This window comes from Neolewinella lacunae, from assembly GCF_014349155.1.
In the GTDB taxonomy this organism is placed as follows: domain Bacteria; phylum Bacteroidota; class Bacteroidia; order Chitinophagales; family Saprospiraceae; genus Neolewinella; species Neolewinella lacunae.
In genome coordinates, this window is the sequence record NZ_JACSIT010000077.1 from 1 (window position 1) to 16,541 (window position 16,541).

Below are 16,541 nucleotides of genomic sequence, written 5' to 3' on the forward strand. Positions count from 1 at the left end.
AAAATAACCGACTCCAGCAGTATGCTTGCCACTCTTACTCAGGTATGAGGGGTCGAGAGCAATGATACGGTTGGGGCCTAAAAACGGCTCGCTCAACTCTCTGTTGAAGCCCAGCCAATCCATGCGTTTACCAAAGTGCTTACGGTAAGTGAACTCAGAATATTCGCCTTGACGACCTAGGTTGACAAAGTTCCGTCGGCCAATCATTGAGGGCCACAAAACGAAAAGATGGAGCAAAAAGCGGTAGCGCCATGCGGAAATACCAGGAAGTTTTTGCAAAATTGAGGCGACGAGGATTTCGATCTTCGTTGGGCAAGTCATATCTGTACGGTGTAAGGAACCAACAAGATAGGGCTTGCCCTCTTTATATGCATACTTTGCTAAAGTGTTGCCTCAAACCGTAGCGGACCATTGTTAAGTCAATCGAGGTGATATTGCCATATTCCGAAGAGACGACACCGGAAAATTTAGCCAATTTAGGAAAATTAAATCCTTATATTTTTTCATTCACCGTATTTTCTTCTCCTGAAAATAAATTTATTAATACTCGGAAAGACGTTTTTGGTCTAATTTTTTATTCAAAGGAAGCTGTATATTCAGAAAAGTGCTGTGGGAAAATATCGCCTTCTTTTTTTACAATAAATACAAAAACTTTTACCGAATCAGTGAATTTTAATTCCTGCCTAAATAGGAAAATAGCCATTGATGTTGAGGGGCGTATAAAGAATTGTCCTTCAATGAGTGATTCCTTTGGTATTGCTGGAAATATAACATTCGAGGAAATCCTTAAAAAGCCTTCCTTTAAAGACAAGTGGAATATTAATAAAAATTTGATAAATGTCTGTAAAGATTGCGAGTTTCGATATGTTTGTACAGATTGTAGGGCTTATATTGAGAACCCGGAAGAATCCCTAAGCAAACCCCTGAAATGTGGATATGATCCATACACGGGAGAATGGCAGGAATGGACTTTCGATAGTAGTAAAAAAAGTGTAATTGAACACTATTCTTTATTCGATTGGAGAAATAACCCCCTCCGGTAATTGACAAACCACTTAAAAATCAAAATTAGGTATGAAATCAACTATTTGTGTCGCTTTATTTGCACTGCTTCCTTTGTCGATATTTAACTGCAACAACAATAAGCTGTATGTGCCAGCGCAACACGAGGCGCTTTCCAACCAAAATTATGAAATTTTTAAAACCAATCTGGTAAAAGCTTACGAAAGTAGAGATCATTTTGAGATTTCTTTCCAGTTGGCCAACTTGAAAGCCCCCAAAGAAATCATTTATGATCATCTTCGGCAATATATCAGTGAAGATATCAAGCGCTGTGAAAATATATATGAGATCAGCTACTTAGCCGAACAGGGTTTTATTCGACATTTGTACGCGATGGATACCATAGCATACCAGGAAATTTTTGCACTATGTGAGTTGAAAGACTCCACAAGTTCCTACGCCATTTACAAAGCACGGGAGGAAGAAAGGACGCGCAAGTTTCTTGCTAATCGACCTGTTCTGGATTCCCTTAAATTTGACTTAGCGCTCATCGAAAAACTCAAAGCGCTAGACGAGAACGACCAAAAATACCGGCGCCAAATAGGCCGTTCCTATTACATGCCTCAAGCAACGAAAGATTCTTTATGGAAGCTTCAAGAGGAACTTGACGCGATAAATCTTTTGGCAATGGATAGCATCTTTACGGCTGTTGGCTATCCAGTGCCAAGTAAGGTTGGCTACGAGTACTCGTCAACATTTGTTTATATCCTACACCACCAAACGGATGGAGCCATAAGAGAAAAATTTACCAATAAATTCAGAAGTCATCTGAGCCTAGAAGAAATGGAACTACTCGAAGAACGCACCGCATCCCTCAAAGCAACCCCCCAATGACCGAAAATCCCAACCATCCAGCAAACGCCCGTCCACTTGACCGCACACGATCTGCCAAGAACGTTTCCCGTGCGCTCCTGGCCCCGCTGTTCCTCATCGCTTTTCTACTGTCCGGCTGCCAGGTAGAGCCAGATGCTTATGAGGCCAGATACCTCCGGTGTATGGAGAATGTGGAGGTTTCCACGTTTTCCGTTGAAGGGAGTGACAAAATTGGGTATGTCTACGATGGGTTCGATGAGCAGTGCCTCATAGGGGCCATCCTACCCAGCTTCCAATCGACCACGTTACAGGATCTTGCAGTGGATGATTCCCATTTAGAGGGGAAGATAAATGTGATCAATACGTGGTTCATGGAGTGCAAACCATGCCTAGCCGAAATCCCTGACTTGAATGCGCTCGTCGACAAATACGGCGTAGCGGAAATAAATTACTGGGCCGTTACGCCGGATCCTCGATCGGAGGTGGAAGGATTCTTGGAAGACCATCCGTTTGCATTTACCATCATTGCCGACGGGCAAGACCTGATAAACAGCCGACTCCGACTGACGACAGGCTACCCCACCACAATCGTTACGGATGAAGAGAACCGAATCTTGGCTATTTTCAAGGGACAATCTTCCAATGGCGTCTCTACCGCAAGCAAACTAGACACTTTACTCAGCACATTGGTGACGAAGTAGAGGCAGCGAATACCCCCGTTTTCCGGCCAAACCCAGGGCTGGAGGTGACAAATACCTCACCTTGCCTTCGCGCTGCGCACAATGCACCCGGCGATACCTCTTCAAGAATCGCAACGCGCTTAGATCTGCGAAATCCGCTCCCGGTATTTCCTCGAAAATGCCAAGCGCCCTAAGCCAAAAGCCACCAGGATCATGAAAAACAGGATGGGGAAGCCACCGATGGTAGACAGCATTTTTATCCCATCAATACCCGAATAGGAAATCATAATGAAGGCAACGAAGCCAATGATGAGTCCCCACAGTATTTTGGTGATGCTCGCTCCTTCCGCATTTTCCTGGCTGACATTATAAGAACTGATGCTGCTCAAGGCGGAGGTGTTGGAATCTGCGGCGGTTACAAAAGAGATGAAGACAATAAACAGGAAAAAGATGCTGATGACGCCCGTCCAGGGCAGTTTGTCAAAAATGGCGTAAATGACACTTTGAGCCCCTTCGTTTTGTAAGACTTCCTGCAGTAGGCCCGGGAACATGTTTTGGTCAAAGGCAATGGCGGTTCCACTAAAAATGACCATCCAGAGTGCGCTGAATAGCGCGGGGAAGAATAAGTTGAAATGAATGAATTGCCGCACGGTGTAACCCAATGATATCCGCCCGAGGAATAGGGCGGTAACGGGCGTCCAGGCCAGCCAATTTGCCCAGTAAAATACGGTCCAGCTCCGTTGCCAATCGGTATCGATATTGGATTGTACATCCGTACTGCGTTCGAAAAACCGGGTAAAATATTCGCCCAGGCCTTCGATGCCCAAGGAGAAAGATTGGGCAATGGGCCCAAAAATCAGCACAAAAAAAGCGATGCCAATAAAGGCTTTGATGTTGTAATCGGATAAAAGTTGGATGCCTTTTAGCAATCCCGATGAAGCGGAGATCGTGAATGCCACTACAATACACGCCATGATGCCAAAATTCAATCCAACTGATTGACGAAAGTCAAACAAGGCATTCAAGCCGCCCGAAATAGTGAGAATGCCCGTTCCTAAGGAGGCGGCCATGCCTGCCACTAAGGCGAATAAGCTGATGACATTGATGAGTCCCAGCGCATTGCGATGAATAGGTTTGCCGAAAGCAGGGGAAATCAATGCGCCGAGGTTAAAATTGTTTTTGAGGTTGTAAAATGAAAACGCAAAGAGCAATGAGGCTACCGTGTAAATACTGTACGGCGTGAGCGTCCAGTGCATAAACATGGTACTCATCGAGAATTGTGCGGCTTCGGAGCTGCCATTTTCAATGCCCAGGCCCGTAGGGACGCTGTTGAGGTGATAAATGGGTTCTGCCGTTCCCCAGAAAAGAATACCCGTTGCGATGGTTGTACACAAGGAAATGCTGAACCATTTCCAGCGGCTAAGGATGGGTTTGGCGTCTTTTCCCCCTATTTTTATGTTGGCAAAAGGCGTGAAATAGATGATCAGTATTAAAATTAAAAAGGAGAACGTCGCCCAGGAAAACAACCAGTCGAAGTGCTGGAGAATCCAGGCGTTTAAGTGGTTCACCTGGGTTAAAAACGAAGCTTCGTAGGCCATGCTCAACACTGAACTTACCAGGAGCAATAAAAAGGGTGGTAAGAACACGCGTAAGTTCAAGGATTTGAACATGGGAAATGATTTTACTTTGCTAAGTCAAAAGTTCGCTTTTTGAGGTACTCGATGAGTGCCTGCCGGTCGGTATACTGTTCCATTTCCCGGTAGGCAATGGGGTCGCCTATTTCGATGCGAATGGTTTTTCCTCGTTTATTCCTCACTTCGTGCAGGAGCAAACCCAGGCGAAGGTTCATGCTGAACTTGCTTACCCAATGAAACCAATTGCTGTTTTCACCGTGAAAATAAAGGGGCACCACCGTACACTTTGTTTCGTGAATGCGGGTGCAAATAAAGCGGCGCCAGGGCCATTCTTCCGCCTTTCCGTTCCAAGACCACCGGGGGCGAGTAGCTACTGCCCCGGAAGGAAAAATGATGAGGGCTTCCCCGTTATTGAGCCGCCGGGTCGTTTCTGCTTTGGTGTTTAAATTGCATTGCAAAGCGGCTTCGTCCCCTCGGAAATCAACGGGCAATAAATGCCCCTTTAAAATCGGTTCTCTGGAGAGTACCTCGTTGATCAGCAAGAAATAGTCTTTGCGGATCCTGGAAACCAAATGAAGGAAAATGGCGCCATCTACTACGCCGTAAGGGTGGTTGGCGACAAAAATAACCGGGCCATCGGTAGGGATTTTTTTGAGTTGTTCCTCAGCAAAATCCAAAGTAATGTTGAGCTTGTCTAGTATCTCCTGCCAAATCTTGTAGGGGTCAGGATTATTGGCGTGCAGCTCATTATAAATGCGTTGTAATTCAGGTTTTCCCGTGCGATGTTCGATGGTGGTAATGACGAGGCGTTTAAGCCAGCCGTCTTCCGGGCTAGCGTAGCTGAAATTGTAGCCGCTGTACGCGAGGTCTTCGCCAGTATTTGCGGAGCTCATGTGGTTCTCATGGTATTAACAGCAAAAGTGAATAGAAAGCGTAAGCGTGTGTATGAATTAAAAAATCGCCCTCAGTTTAGTTGTGTCAACTAACTACAGAGCGATGAGGGATAAAGTGTTGGTCCACACAAATGTAAACAAAGTCTTGGGGAAACTGCTAGGGTAGCGGCTGGCAATAGAGGGAAGTCCGCCCCGCCGCTCAAATCCCCTTAATCCGTTTCCAGAGGCGACTGAAGAGGTCGTTCATATCGACGTTGTCTCCCGGCGGCGCTTGCCAGGCCCGGACGGGGTGGACGGTGGTATCCACCTGCCAGCTGAAGATGTAAGAGCTGGGCGAAGTGGGGTCTTCGTCGAGGAGGCCGTAGCGGAGGTCATTGACCTGCACCTGTCCTTCGCTGCCGCCGCTGCCGGGCATTACCCCGTAGTAGCCCTTGGTGAACCACTGCAGGATGCGCAGGTCGCGGTCGTTGGCGTAGGGCGCCAGCCAAGCGTGGTTACCCTCGATGCGGGTGTAGGGCGCAAAGCTGCGCTCACGGTCAAACAGGCTGTATTGGCTGAAGTAGAACACGTCTTTGCCCTCGCGCGCGGTGCCCGACCAGAGTACATTGTTGAAGATGCTGGGGGATACGACCAGGGATTCCGCTTCGATGCCCTCCTCGGCCAGGCTGTCTTCCATGATGCCCTCCACGTTGAAGTAATTAACGACGGTGAGGAGAAGGTAAACCGAGGAAAGGACGAGGCCGGCCCGGTTCAGCCATTGCCTTTTAGCCGTTCCCTGCACCTGCGTCCGCGCCCAAACCAGCAAGGCCAAAAAGGGCAGGGTGTAGAGCGGATCGACGACGGAGATGGTGTTCCAGGTGATGCGCGTACTGGCCAGCGGCTGTAAGAACTGGGTGCCGTAGGCCGTAAAGCAATCGAGCAAGGGGTGGGTGACGATGGCCCCGAAGGCCAGCAGCGTCCAGCCCCCCCAGCTCGTGTTGGGGATCTTCTGCGGAAAACCCCGCAGCCAGCGCAGCGCCGCCACCACCAGAAAAATGCCCCCGAAGGCCAGGGTAATGGCCAGCGTAATGCCCGGGATGTGGTAGATCTCGATGGGCATCGCGTAGCTGCCCGCCGTGAGCATCGCGTAAAAAAGCATCAGCAAGGCGGGGTAGGCCCAGGGACCCGGCAAAGGGCCGTCTTTGCCCCCGTACAGCCGGTGGATGGCCAGCCCCAGCAACGGCGCGGCGAGAACGGCAAAGAGCAAGCTGTGGGTGAAGGCGCGGTGGTAAGCCAGGGCACTCATGGGGTCACTTACGGCGTTGGCCAGAACGTCGAGATCGGGCAGGGTGCCCGCGATGCCGCCCCAGAGCATGGCGCGGTTGCCGACCTTGCGGCCGAGGGTCGCTTCGCCTACCGCGGCCCCGAGAATAATCTGCGTGAGTGAATCCATGGACCGGGAACTTTACCAGCCCCGATTTGGTTCGCCCGCCACTTCCTTCACCGGGTACTGCATGGCCCCCCTGCGCAGTGGCAAAAAAAAGAGGGCACCCTGCGGGCGCCCTCGAAAACGGTCTTTCCAAAAAGCAAACACTTGAACAATTTTTGCGTAATGAATAGGGCAAATGACCATACCCGCGTACTTTCGGGGCACAAATGGCCGACCTGCCCGGCATCACGACGTGGCAAAAATGCGTTTTGGCGCAGAAGTATTGCCCTTTGACCCCAAAAAAAAGTGATTTTAACAACTGCATACCATGAAAAACACATCCATCCTTCTGCCCATTATCCTGATCGGTTGCATCGCCGCAGTGCTTTATCTTTTTTACGCCGCCCTCCAGGCTACGGATGATCAGCCCGGCAATACTGCCCCCCCGATTGTTTTGGATCCCACGGATTACGCGGAGGAACGCGCCCCGGCCGACCTGGGCGCCAACACGAACCTCGACCCCTACTTCCAACCCGTTTCCGCCGAGGAGGCGGCCGCTGACTCCATCGCCGCCGCTAATTTTGCCGCTCAAGAAGCGGATCCACGACCAGAAAATAGTCCATCCAACGAGGGTGTCCCTGCCAACGACGATAGCCCCTCCTACGAAAGTACGACCTCCGTCCGGACCCCGCCCGTGCGCCCCGATCCCGCCCCCAACTACCCGACTACGCCGGTAGAAACTTCGGAGGGGCGTTATCTGGTCATCGCCGGCAGCTTCCGGCAGATGGTAAACGCGGATGAGCGGGTGCGCGCCCTGCGCAAGGCGGGCTTTGCAGAAACGCGGCTGGAGAAATTCAACCGCAGCACTTACGCCGTGGCGCTGGCCGGGCAATCCGATAGCTACAGCGAGGCCAATCGCCTGGCGCAAAGCGTACGCGCTAAGGGCTTTGAGGCGGAAGTGATGCGGAGGAGGGAGTGATGGGGGGACCCCGGATTCCGGATGCTGTGCATGATTTTGCGGGAGTACCCCGGATTCTGGATGCTGTGCATGATTTTGCGGGAGTACCCCGGATTCTGGATGCTGCGCATGATTTTGCGGGAGTACCCCGGATTCCGGATGCTACGCATGATTTTGCGGGAGTACCCCGGATTCCGGATGCTGCGCATGATTTTGCGGGAGTACCCCGGATTCCGGATGCTACGCATGATTTTGCGGGAGTACCCCGGATTCCGGATGCTACGCATCCTGCATCCGGGGTTATTAAGGTTGGACCCCATCCGGGGTCAGGCGGGGCAGCTCAACTTCAGGGGGGACCCCTCCGGGGTCAGGCGGTGCATATTCTTAGTGCCTCTTAGTGTCCTTAGTGGTGAAAAAAGGAGCTGCGCAGCAGCCCAAGCAAAAAGTACCTGAACTTAAGCTTTCCCGGCTAAGAACTTCTCCCGGTTCAGCCAGCGCGTCAGCACCGTCTCGTAGCGGGCGGGCAGCAGGCGCGTGACCCGATCAATGAAGGTAGCGTCGGAGCCGATGGTGATGCGGCTGTGGCCCTTATCCAGTCCGCGGAGAATAGTAGCAGCGGCCTGGGCGGAAGTGGTTTTGGCCTGGTTTTCGAAGTTGCGGGCGAAGCGTTGCCGCTCCCGGTCGTCCGCAAATTCAATGTTGTTGGCGATGTTGGTTTTGATGCCGCCGGGGTGGACGCAAACGACGTTGAGCCCGGTGCCCAGCATTTCTACGCGCAGGGTTTCGGTGAAGCCGCGCACGCCGAACTTGCTGACGTTGTAGGGGGCGGAGCCGGGGTAGCCCATCAAGCCAAAGACACTGCTGATGTTGACCAGCGTGCCGCCCGGCCGCTCGCGCAGGGCAGGGAGGAAGGCCAGCGAGCCGTAGATGACGCCCCAGAGGTTGACCCGCAGCACCTTTTCGTAGTCTTCCACCACCGTATGGATGATGGCTTTGGGCGGAAGGCTCATGCCCGCGTTGTTGATCACGACGTCGACCCGGCCGAGGGTATTGCGCACTTTTTCGGCGAAGGCTTCTACGGCGGCGCGGTCGCCCACGTCAAACACCTCGCGGTAGCCGCGGCTGGCTGGCGGGAGGGTCTCCCAGGTTTGGTCGAGGGCCTCGGCTTTCCAGTCATTGAGGGCCAGGATGGCACCGCGGGCGGAGAGCTGCCAGGCGAGTTCCTGGCCGATGCCGGAGCCAGCGCCGGTGATGACCACTACTTTTTGCTGAAAATCGGGCATGATCTGGAAGGGCTTAAAACACGTAAAAAAGCGGGGCGGGCGGGGCGGACTATCCGTTCGCCCTATTCCTGGATGACGATGGCGGCGGCCGTTTCGTACTTGCTGAAGTTATCGTAGCCAAAGAGGTATTTGGCGTCCTCGCGGCTGAGCTGAATATCGGGAAATTCGTAATTCTGGGGGCAGGCGTAACGGCCGGTGGCGTTGAGGACGACCTTATGGTCGGGGCGGCTGGGCAGGAAAACCTCGATCTTTTGTCGGTAAAAGATGCCCGATTCGCAGACGTTGGCATTGCCCGCAGCGGGCTGGAAGTCGCGGGAAGGGATGCCCACGCGCACCTCCTGGGTCTGGTAGGCCCAGGGACCGATCCGGCGGTCTTTCAGGCTGCGGAATTCGCGGGCGGCGGGGGCGTCGTAGTCCAGACCGCCGACGAGGGTGGCCAGGGCGGGATCGTCGTAGCGGTACAGCTTGCGCTGGGCCTTGAGCCAGGCTTCCGCGCCGGAGGCGGAGAAGTCGGTACTGAAGATTTTGCCCAGCAGGGTTTCATCGTCGGCCATGTCTTTTTCCAGATCAATGACCAGTTCGGAGTTACCGTACTTCCAGCGGATGTCAGTGGTCCGCGCGTCTCCTTCGCTGAGGTTGAAGCCAATGGCCAGCCCCGCCAGCAGGCAAACAACGGCTAAGATGATGGATTTGGTGGTGGACATGGGCCCGAATGTACGGTTTTCAGACAAATGCCCGGCGCTTCTCACCCCATTCTATGGTGTACGGTAGTTGCGGACTTAAGCCGCTATTTTTGGCAGCTGCTCCAAAGTATGCCCCACCGGACGGCGGCCGAGGGACGCGAAAGCGTGGTACGCCGCCAGGTTCCAGACGATCATCATCGCACTGAAGTAGTAAAGGTTCAGCACAATGGCAATGCCGAAGTGCATCCCTACAGTCGCCAGCAACCAGAAGGCCCGGGACTTCTTCCAGCCGATGAAAAGCGGGTGAAAGAGCTCAATGACGATGGTCGCCCAGCCGATGGCGACAAATACCCAGGGATAATCCGCCAGCCAGGTGAAATCGAAGGCGAAGTCGCGATTGACGTAGGGCAGGTTGATGGCCTTCCAGATGGATTCTCCGTTCCACCAGTTGAATCCCAGCAGTTTCACCAGGCCCGAGAAAAAGTAGGCAATACCCAAGTGCAGTTGGAGGGTACGGCGGACGGGAAGAGGATTGCCCCCTTTCCCGGTATTGGCCAGAACAAGGTAGAAAAGGGCCATGCTGGTGAAGAAGTCCACCCCGTAAGCCAAAAAGCCAATACCCGACACGACGGACACCTGCAAAAGCAGCAGCACCAAAGCTGAAACGCGGGGCCAGATCCCGAGCACTAGGCTGATGCCAGCGGCGTAAAAGGCGGCCTGGAAACAGACCAGGGTGGTAGGGGCCGCGATTCCAAAGGTCTCCAGAAAGACAATGATGCGGGGCAGGGTGAGTTGAAAATCGGCTACGTAGAGATTCGCCACATCCCAGGGAATTATCCCGTTGGTACCGAAAAGGTCGGCAAAATCACGGCGAATGGCGAAGAAGTGAAGCAAGACGATGGCCCCTACGGCCCTGCGGAAGAAGCGCAGGGCCCGGAGGCTTTCCGAGCGACTGCCCGCATCGTCGGCAAAGAAGAAGCGTACGAGGGCCGCGTATTTTTCCTGGACGAATTTCATGGTTGGGTACTGGTTTGGGAGTCGACGTAGAAAAGGTTTTCCAACTGCTCCGCCCGGGGCGCTGCGGCCAGGGTAGCGTAGTCGTAGAGGTACAAGTCCAGGGTAACCGAAGCGGCGTGCGTATCCTGGCGGCGGACGTAGTCGGCCATCTGCCGCTGCACGACGTCAAGAAAGTCTTTTTGTAAACCCAGCTCGACGGAATCCTTGGTGATCTTGTCCAGAAACATCCCCGTGGCGGAGAGGTAGCGGATGACGCTTTCCTTGTGGTGAAAGGGCGGCAGGTTCGTTTGGCGCAGGCTTTCCCCGCAAGCGTCCTTCACCTCGTAGAGCGTAATAAAATCACTGGCGACGTTGGGCGCGAAAAAACCGTAGCCGGTGCCAAACCCCGTGTAGCCACAGAACATGCGCACGGGCTTGGCCTGGGCCACTGCGGCGGCCAAACGGCTGGCCGGGTTGGCCGCCAGCAATTCCGCAGTATTGCTGTCTTCGTAGTAAAAGCCGTAATAGCTGTCAAATGCCGTATGGGCAGCGTTGGCGCAGATGATGAGGAGCAGCGCGCCGATCCCCAGTAATTTAGCGAGGGTGTACATGATGCTGGCGTTGAGAAAAGCAAAGGAAAAATGTGCTCCGGTACCACGTCCTTAGCAGGTACCGGAGCACACAAGGTTTAGCGTTCGTATTTGCTCATTACGCGGGCATACTCGGCCCGGAGTTCCGGACCACCATCCTTCACGCCAGTAGAATAGAGGGACTCGTCGACAAAATCTTCGTACACCTTCTTGTTGATGAATGTGCTGGCCTGCTTGTTCTCCACGGAGATGGCCCGCAGCTTTTTGGCGTCTTCGCCACTGAGGGGCCGACTGGCTTGCACGACCTGGTTATTGACGACCAGGAAGCCCACGGGCGTTTCCTGCGGCTGGTACTTGGCCAGAATGCTCAGGATTTCCCGGCCGGCGGGGCTAGCCTTCAGGTCCGTTTTGTGCTTCATGACCGTTTGATTGACGGCGGTGGTATGTACCGTGGTGTTGACAACGTCCGTCTCGTTAAAGCCCTGGGCCGCCTTGGCAAGCCGCGTAGCGTCTTCCCGGCTGAGTGCCTTAGTGGTGCGGACTACCTGGTTTTTGACGATCAGCCAGTTGCCGTTGTCGTCCAGTAATAGCGATTTTACGGGAGCCTTGGCCGCAGCGACGCAAAGCACGGCCGCGAGAAGAATAAAGAGGAGGGATGAGAATCGTTTCATGATGGGAATTGAGTTAAAGAAGTCCGGCGGGCAGGCCACCGAAATGGTAACCCTGGTTCCGGGAAAGTGAACCCACGGTACGGACGTAAACCCATCCGGGATTCCATAAAGCAAGCCAGGATTTCCTGTAGTGGAGCTCCATCCGGTGGGGATAGATGGGACAGCGCAAGGGCCTAACGCAGGTACTTTTTCATTACTGCCGCGTAGCGGTCGAGTACGGCGGGACTAACCTTCGCGTCCTTTTCGTCCAGTTTGACGATGGTTTGGTCAACGTAATCCACCATGAATACGCCGTGGCTGATGGTACCGCCCGCGTCGGCCCGGCTGGCAATCTCTTGCAGCGCCTGGAAGTCTTCGAAGGCCAGTGGACGACATTTTTGCACCACCCGGTTATCGGCGATGAAGTAGCCGTCGCCAACGTCCTGCGGCTGGTACTTGGCCAGCAGGGTTTCGATCTCCGTAGGGATGGCTTGCTTTTTGGAAGTGGTGTGCTTGGTGACGGTGTGGTTGATCGCTTTTTTGAAGACTTTCCGCTTGATGAATTTGTACTGTTTGAAGCCGCTTACCGCTAAGTCCGCCAGGGTGGCGGCATCCTCCGGGCTCAGCAATTGGCTGGCCTGGACGACCTGGTTTTCGAGGATGACGTAATTGCCGTTGGACGTTTGCAGCAGACTTTTAACGGGGGCCTTATGGGCGGCCAACAGCAAGCAGATGCCCACCAGGCCGTAAGCGAGGTAAAAAAGACGGGTCATAAAAAAAGAAGATTTAGCGGTGGCCAGGCAAAAACGCCCGGTACGGTAAGGACGTGCCACTGGCTAAAATCCACAAATCAGCAGTAAGCAGACCAGGCAGTTGTACGGGCATTGCTTTGCAACGTTCCTTGCATCCTGCGGCCGCGCCCACTACTTAGGCTTTCTCCTGTTCTAATCCACAATCATCGCCTCCCTATCCAACTGCTGCTGCAAAGTATGCGCCGGCAACTCCCGGTATTCATACTGCTGCGTCCGCAACTGCGGGCGGAAACCCGCCTCCCGGATCGCCTCCTGGATGCCATCGGCCGTGAAGCGCCAGCGTGCACCAGCGGCGGAAACGACGTTTTCCTCAATCATGATGGACCCAAAATCGTTGGCCCCGGCGTGGAGACAAATTTGGGCGACTTGCTTACCGACCGTCAGCCAGCTGGCCTGGATGTTGACCACGTTGGGCAGCATGATCCGGCTCAGGGCGATCATCCGCACGTATTCGTCGCCCGTGACGGTATTGCGCGCCCGCTTGATCTTTTTGAGGATGGTGTCTTCGTCCTGGAAAGGCCAGGGGATGAAGGCCAAAAAACCTTTCGCATGGGCGGGTTTCTCGCTCTGCACCTGGCGGATGCGGACGAGGTGGTCCATCCGCTCCCAGTTGGTTTCGATGTGGCCAAACATCATCGTGGCCGAAGTGGTGATGTTGAGCTGGTGGGCCGCCCGCATCACGTCCAGCCACTCTTCGCCGCCGCACTTGCCCTTGCTGATGAGCCGCCGCACGCGGTCGCTCAGGATCTCCGCCCCCGCGCCCGGCAGGCTATCGAGGCCCGCTTCCTGAAGGGCTTTGAGGACGTCGTAGTGCGACATCCCCTCCAGCTTGCTCACGTGAGCAATTTCCGGCGGACCCAGCGCGTGGAGCTTCAGCGTGGGGTAAAGGCTCTTGAGTTCCCGGAAGAGGTCGCAGTAAAAGCGCAGTCCCAGATCGGGGTGGTGGCCTCCCTGGAGCAGCAGTTGCTCGCCGCCAAAGGCAAAAGTCTCTTCGATCTTTTGCTTGTATTCCTCGATGGTGGTGATGTAAGCTTCGTCGTGGCCGGGCCGGCGGTAAAAATTGCAGAACTTACAGTTGGCGATACAGACGTTGGTCGTGTTCGAGTTCCGGTCAATGATCCAGGTCACCGTCCGCTCCGGAACGGCTTGGAAGCGCAGCTGGTTGGCCACGTAGGTCAGGTCCGCCGTACCGGCGTTTTCCAGCAGGAAGACCCCTTCTTCGGCCGTAAGCCATTCTTTATTGAGTCCTTTTTCCAGGAGGTCGGCGGCGTGCATAGGTACAAACTTAAGGAAACAGAACACCCGGGCGGGGGCCTGGTTGTGAAGTTTCAATAAAAAATGAAAGTTCTGCGGCGTCTGCCTTCCTGCGGGCTCCTTGCCAGGGTTTTGTTGCCTAACGAACGGCCCGCTCCTCGGGGCACAGCGAGCGGAAGGGTACTTAAGGCCGTTTAGGGCGCGGCCGCAGGTGCAAGGTGGCGGATACGGGAAAATGATCGGACGGGTACCGGCCGTCTACCGCATCGGAGAGGGTAGCGAAGGCCCTGACCGCGGTCTTTGGCAGATTGCCGATGAAAATGTAGTCGATGCGGCGGCTGGCGGGCCGGGTGTAGTCGAAACCCGTAAACGTCCCCGTCGGTCCCAGGCGGAGGGGAGCGGCGGTGAAAGCATCGGTCAGCCGCTCGTTCAGGTGTTGGATGGGGGCGGAGTGGGGCTCCAGGTTGAGGTCGCCCATCAGCACAAAGGCCAGGTCTTTGGGGTTGAGGGAATCGATGGCGGCGAGCAGCAACTCCGCGCTCTCCTGCCGGGCGACCTCACCAACGTGGTCGAAGTGGGTATTGAATACCATGAAGCGGTGCCCCCCCACCCGGTCTTTAAACTCGGCCCAGGTGCAGATGCGGTTCAGCGCCGCATCCCAGCCCTTGGAAGGTACCTCCGGCGTAGGCGATAACCAGAAGGTGCCGGAGCGGACGGGCACGAGGCGTTGGCGTTGGTAGAACAGGGCGGAGTATTCTCCCCGGTCTCCGCCGTCGCGGCCTTCCCCCACGTAGCTGTAGTCCTTCAGGTGTTCATTAAGCCAGGCGACTTGCTGCGGCAGGCCTTCCTGGATGCCCACAACGACGGGCGCGTGGTACCGGACCTGGCTGGCCAGAAAGTCCCGCCGCTCGGGCCAGGCGTTCGGGCCGTCGCTGGCTACATCCAGGCGGATGTTGTAGGACATGACCTTGACGACGTCCCCCGCTTTTTGTCCGCTGCCCGGCACTCCGAACGCTTCCGGGACTATCGCCTGCGCCCGCGCCCCCAGCGGGAGCAGCAGCAGCAAGGCGAGGAGAAAAATGTTGTGCTTAAACATGGTATTGCATTGCGGCCGTGGAACCTATTGCACCAGCGGCTTGGGCAAATATGGGTTTTCTTTATGGTTTGGGAGGCTGTTGCCCAACTTTAGTTCCCTGTTGAAATCGACTTCAGCCCTATAGTACGCTGGAATGGCTAAACTTTGGTTCATGTAAAAAAATGCCTTCCAATTTCAGTTGAGGGTGGATGGCCAGATCGGACGCCCGCAGGTCCTGCCAGGCCCTTCCGCTCCGCTCCATGGCCTGGCAGGACGCTACGGGATCCTAGATAAAACACTGAAAATGATGTAGTTATAAATGGATTAGTGGGCGAGGTCCCCGTAGGTGCTATGTTAAAAACCAAGCTTTTTTGAAAGTTTTTGCTAGTTTTGAGGTTCAAGGACGGGCTGTTTTCTCGGCTCAGTCACCGTAGGCGAGCTCGATGGCTCGCCTACCCTTTTACCCGCCCGGTTCCGGTGGGTATCCTCGCAGTATGGCTGCCCTGACTTCACCACTCCAAACGCTACCTTAAGTACCTGACGTACTGTTGCGGTGCGTGCCTGTTTTTTGGCCATTCCCTTGTCGATTGCCCTGCGGTAGGTCTCTCCGAACACGCTATCGTGATTACCGACCGCCGCCAGGCCCATGTAAGGTGCCGAACGGATTCTAGCGTTGCCTCGGCCCGAGATCCTCGTCTTGCCCCGAACCGAACTCCCAGACTGGTTTTCGATGATATCTAGACCGGCATACTTAATGAGTTGTTCGCGGTTCTCAAAGAGCGCGAATCCGTCCGTTTCGGCCAAGAGCGTATAGGCCGTGACGGAACCCACAAAGGGGATGGAGCACAGTAGCGCGTGGTTGATTTGCAGCGCTTCGTCCCCATCCCGCAACTCGTCCATTTCTCCTTCGATTTGGTCGATCTGGCGGGTGAAAAATTTGATCTGTTCTTTGAGTCGCTTGACCGTGTCCAGGCGCGGGCATTTGCTACTGGTCAGTGCGTGTAGGCGATTTCTAGCCTGGGTAAGGATACCCATAAGTGACTGACGCTCACGGGATAGCTCGCGCAATTCGCGCATCAACGGACTCATTGGTTGCCACGCCTTGGGATTGTACATGGCCCCGTAAGTGGCGATAATGCGCGCATCCAAGGGGTCATTCTTGGAGTATTCGTTAAGGCTACGGGCGAAGTTCTTGATCTTGTTGGGCAGCACCACACTCAGGCGGTATTGAGCATTGAACAGAACGTAAGCCAGGTCCTCGTAGTAGCGTCCAGTGGCTTCCATCACCACGTGCACTAAGGACCGATCAGGGGCGTTTTTACCCACCCATTTGACGAACTGGGTGTGCCCCCCACGAGTGTTATTGAAGCTCCGTTTAGTGACGATTTCCGAAGTGCGGTTAGCGTACACTTTCTGGATTACGGCCTCGAAAGTCTCGCAGGCGATGTCAGCTCCAATACTGTAGGCTATGAGTTGCATAAAAGAAGATTGAGGAAGTGAAAAAATGATCGAAGAACTTCCGTCGTCCAGCCTTGTAATCTTTACAGTTCCTAGTGGCAAAAGCAGCTACTGGATTAAGTGCTATCGTGACTCTAAAAGCCTTCTAACCGAAGCGTACAACCTACGGGAGTAACTGATCTGTAAAGACCGTCTTAGCGTCCGATGAACTGCATTCGGCTAGAAGTAAAGTAGTTATTTTTGCTTAGAGCGACCAAGCGATAACGACCCTACTGCAAACGTACAAGCGTCC

At 54.3% G+C, this 16,541-nt stretch carries 16 protein-coding genes and 1 pseudogene; 4 read left to right on the plus strand and 13 right to left on the minus strand.

The genetic code is table 11. The features are described from left to right. Positions 1 to 321, minus strand: a pseudogene (locus tag H9S92_RS06290) (transposase); the annotation flags it as partial. 101 nt (positions 322 to 422) lie between these two features. On the opposite strand from H9S92_RS06290, the gene gwsS reads away from it, so the two are divergent. From gwsS to H9S92_RS06305, 3 genes are read left to right on the plus strand one after another with little or no spacing between them, the layout of a single operon-like run. Further along, positions 423 to 1,043, plus strand: coding sequence for a grasp-with-spasm system SPASM domain peptide maturase (gene gwsS, locus H9S92_RS06295; RefSeq protein ID WP_290283622.1), 621 nt, complete (start codon positions 423 to 425; stop codon positions 1,041 to 1,043). Between the two features lie 31 nt (positions 1,044 to 1,074). After that, a complete protein-coding gene (locus H9S92_RS06300; protein ID WP_187465864.1) occupies positions 1,075 to 1,896 on the plus strand; it encodes a hypothetical protein in 822 nt (273 codons plus the stop codon). Continuing rightward, entirely contained in the window at positions 1,893 to 2,576 is a 684-nt protein-coding gene (locus tag H9S92_RS06305) for a TlpA family protein disulfide reductase (protein ID WP_187465865.1), read from the plus strand. The genes H9S92_RS06300 and H9S92_RS06305 overlap by 4 nt, the downstream gene beginning before the upstream one ends. Positions 2,577 to 2,695: 119 nt before the next feature. Here H9S92_RS06305 and H9S92_RS06310 read toward each other — a convergent pair whose 3' ends face one another. The 3 genes from H9S92_RS06310 to H9S92_RS06320 form a co-directional block, all read right to left on the minus strand. Next, positions 2,696 to 4,225: a BCCT family transporter gene (locus H9S92_RS06310; RefSeq protein WP_187465866.1), complete on the minus strand. Its 1,530-nt coding sequence runs from the start codon at positions 4,223 to 4,225 to the stop codon at positions 2,696 to 2,698. Between the two features lie 11 nt (positions 4,226 to 4,236). Beyond that, positions 4,237 to 5,082, minus strand: coding sequence for a lysophospholipid acyltransferase family protein (locus H9S92_RS06315; RefSeq protein ID WP_187465867.1), 846 nt, complete (start codon positions 5,080 to 5,082; stop codon positions 4,237 to 4,239). 199 nt (positions 5,083 to 5,281) lie between these two features. Next, entirely contained in the window at positions 5,282 to 6,514 is a 1,233-nt protein-coding gene (locus H9S92_RS06320; RefSeq protein ID WP_187465868.1) for a metal-dependent hydrolase, read from the minus strand. 304 nt (positions 6,515 to 6,818) lie between these two features. Here H9S92_RS06320 and H9S92_RS06325 point away from each other — a divergent pair, with 304 nt between their 5' ends. Continuing rightward, on the plus strand, positions 6,819 to 7,469 hold the full coding sequence (locus H9S92_RS06325; RefSeq protein ID WP_187465869.1) for an SPOR domain-containing protein: 651 nt from the start codon (positions 6,819 to 6,821) through the stop codon (positions 7,467 to 7,469). A gap of 434 nt (positions 7,470 to 7,903) precedes the next feature. Here H9S92_RS06325 and H9S92_RS06330 read toward each other — a convergent pair whose 3' ends face one another. The 9 genes from H9S92_RS06330 to H9S92_RS06370 form a co-directional block, all read right to left on the minus strand. Then, positions 7,904 to 8,731, minus strand: a complete 828-nt coding sequence (locus H9S92_RS06330; protein WP_187465870.1) for an SDR family NAD(P)-dependent oxidoreductase — start codon at positions 8,729 to 8,731, stop codon at positions 7,904 to 7,906. 62 nt (positions 8,732 to 8,793) lie between these two features. Next, on the minus strand, positions 8,794 to 9,435 hold the full coding sequence (locus H9S92_RS06335; RefSeq protein ID WP_187465871.1) for a hypothetical protein: 642 nt from the start codon (positions 9,433 to 9,435) through the stop codon (positions 8,794 to 8,796). A gap of 75 nt (positions 9,436 to 9,510) precedes the next feature. Continuing rightward, positions 9,511 to 10,431 (minus strand): hypothetical protein, encoded by a 921-nt coding sequence (locus tag H9S92_RS06340; RefSeq protein WP_187465872.1) that lies wholly within the window; start codon positions 10,429 to 10,431, stop codon positions 9,511 to 9,513. Beyond that, complete coding sequence (locus tag H9S92_RS06345; protein ID WP_187465873.1) at positions 10,428 to 11,021, minus strand: hypothetical protein; 594 nt, start codon at positions 11,019 to 11,021, stop codon at positions 10,428 to 10,430. Before H9S92_RS06345 ends, H9S92_RS06340 begins: the two co-directional genes overlap by 4 nt. A gap of 77 nt (positions 11,022 to 11,098) precedes the next feature. Next, positions 11,099 to 11,671 carry a hypothetical protein gene (locus H9S92_RS06350; RefSeq protein WP_187465874.1) on the minus strand — a complete coding sequence of 191 codons (573 nt, stop codon included), beginning with the start codon at positions 11,669 to 11,671 and terminating at the stop codon, positions 11,099 to 11,101. Positions 11,672 to 11,844: 173 nt separating this feature from the next. Next, positions 11,845 to 12,423: a hypothetical protein gene (locus tag H9S92_RS06355; RefSeq protein WP_187465875.1), complete on the minus strand. Its 579-nt coding sequence runs from the start codon at positions 12,421 to 12,423 to the stop codon at positions 11,845 to 11,847. A 171-nt stretch (positions 12,424 to 12,594) separates the two neighbouring features. Next, entirely contained in the window at positions 12,595 to 13,737 is a 1,143-nt protein-coding gene (mqnC, locus tag H9S92_RS06360; protein ID WP_187465876.1) for a cyclic dehypoxanthinyl futalosine synthase, read from the minus strand. A 163-nt stretch (positions 13,738 to 13,900) separates the two neighbouring features. Beyond that, on the minus strand, positions 13,901 to 14,812 hold the full coding sequence (locus tag H9S92_RS06365) for an endonuclease/exonuclease/phosphatase family protein (RefSeq protein WP_222936002.1): 912 nt from the start codon (positions 14,810 to 14,812) through the stop codon (positions 13,901 to 13,903). Between the two features lie 363 nt (positions 14,813 to 15,175). After that, entirely contained in the window at positions 15,176 to 16,270 is a 1,095-nt protein-coding gene (locus tag H9S92_RS06370; RefSeq protein WP_187465678.1) for an IS110 family RNA-guided transposase, read from the minus strand. Between the last annotated feature and the right edge of the window lie 271 nt (positions 16,271 to 16,541).

What these genes read in the sequence shown, in the direction of transcription:
- H9S92_RS06300 (WP_187465864.1), top strand. Translation starts at nt 1,075, where the DNA reads ATGAAATCAACTATTTGTGTCGCTTTATTTGCACTGCTTCCTTTGTCG.
- H9S92_RS06305 (WP_187465865.1), top strand. Translation starts at nt 1,893, where the DNA reads ATGACCGAAAATCCCAACCATCCAGCAAACGCCCGTCCACTTGACCGC.
- H9S92_RS06310 (WP_187465866.1), bottom strand. Translation starts at nt 4,225, where the DNA reads ATGTTCAAATCCTTGAACTTACGCGTGTTCTTACCACCCTTTTTATTG.
- H9S92_RS06315 (WP_187465867.1), bottom strand. Translation starts at nt 5,082, where the DNA reads ATGAGCTCCGCAAATACTGGCGAAGACCTCGCGTACAGCGGCTACAAT.
- H9S92_RS06320 (WP_187465868.1), bottom strand. Translation starts at nt 6,514, where the DNA reads ATGGATTCACTCACGCAGATTATTCTCGGGGCCGCGGTAGGCGAAGCG.
- H9S92_RS06325 (WP_187465869.1), top strand. Translation starts at nt 6,819, where the DNA reads ATGAAAAACACATCCATCCTTCTGCCCATTATCCTGATCGGTTGCATC.
- H9S92_RS06330 (WP_187465870.1), bottom strand. Translation starts at nt 8,731, where the DNA reads ATGCCCGATTTTCAGCAAAAAGTAGTGGTCATCACCGGCGCTGGCTCC.
- H9S92_RS06335 (WP_187465871.1), bottom strand. Translation starts at nt 9,435, where the DNA reads ATGTCCACCACCAAATCCATCATCTTAGCCGTTGTTTGCCTGCTGGCG.
- H9S92_RS06340 (WP_187465872.1), bottom strand. Translation starts at nt 10,431, where the DNA reads ATGAAATTCGTCCAGGAAAAATACGCGGCCCTCGTACGCTTCTTCTTT.
- H9S92_RS06345 (WP_187465873.1), bottom strand. Translation starts at nt 11,021, where the DNA reads ATGTACACCCTCGCTAAATTACTGGGGATCGGCGCGCTGCTCCTCATC.
- H9S92_RS06350 (WP_187465874.1), bottom strand. Translation starts at nt 11,671, where the DNA reads ATGAAACGATTCTCATCCCTCCTCTTTATTCTTCTCGCGGCCGTGCTT.
- H9S92_RS06355 (WP_187465875.1), bottom strand. Translation starts at nt 12,423, where the DNA reads ATGACCCGTCTTTTTTACCTCGCTTACGGCCTGGTGGGCATCTGCTTG.
- mqnC (WP_187465876.1), bottom strand. Translation starts at nt 13,737, where the DNA reads ATGCACGCCGCCGACCTCCTGGAAAAAGGACTCAATAAAGAATGGCTT.
- H9S92_RS06365 (WP_222936002.1), bottom strand. Translation starts at nt 14,812, where the DNA reads ATGTTTAAGCACAACATTTTTCTCCTCGCCTTGCTGCTGCTGCTCCCG.
- H9S92_RS06370 (WP_187465678.1), bottom strand. Translation starts at nt 16,270, where the DNA reads ATGCAACTCATAGCCTACAGTATTGGAGCTGACATCGCCTGCGAGACT.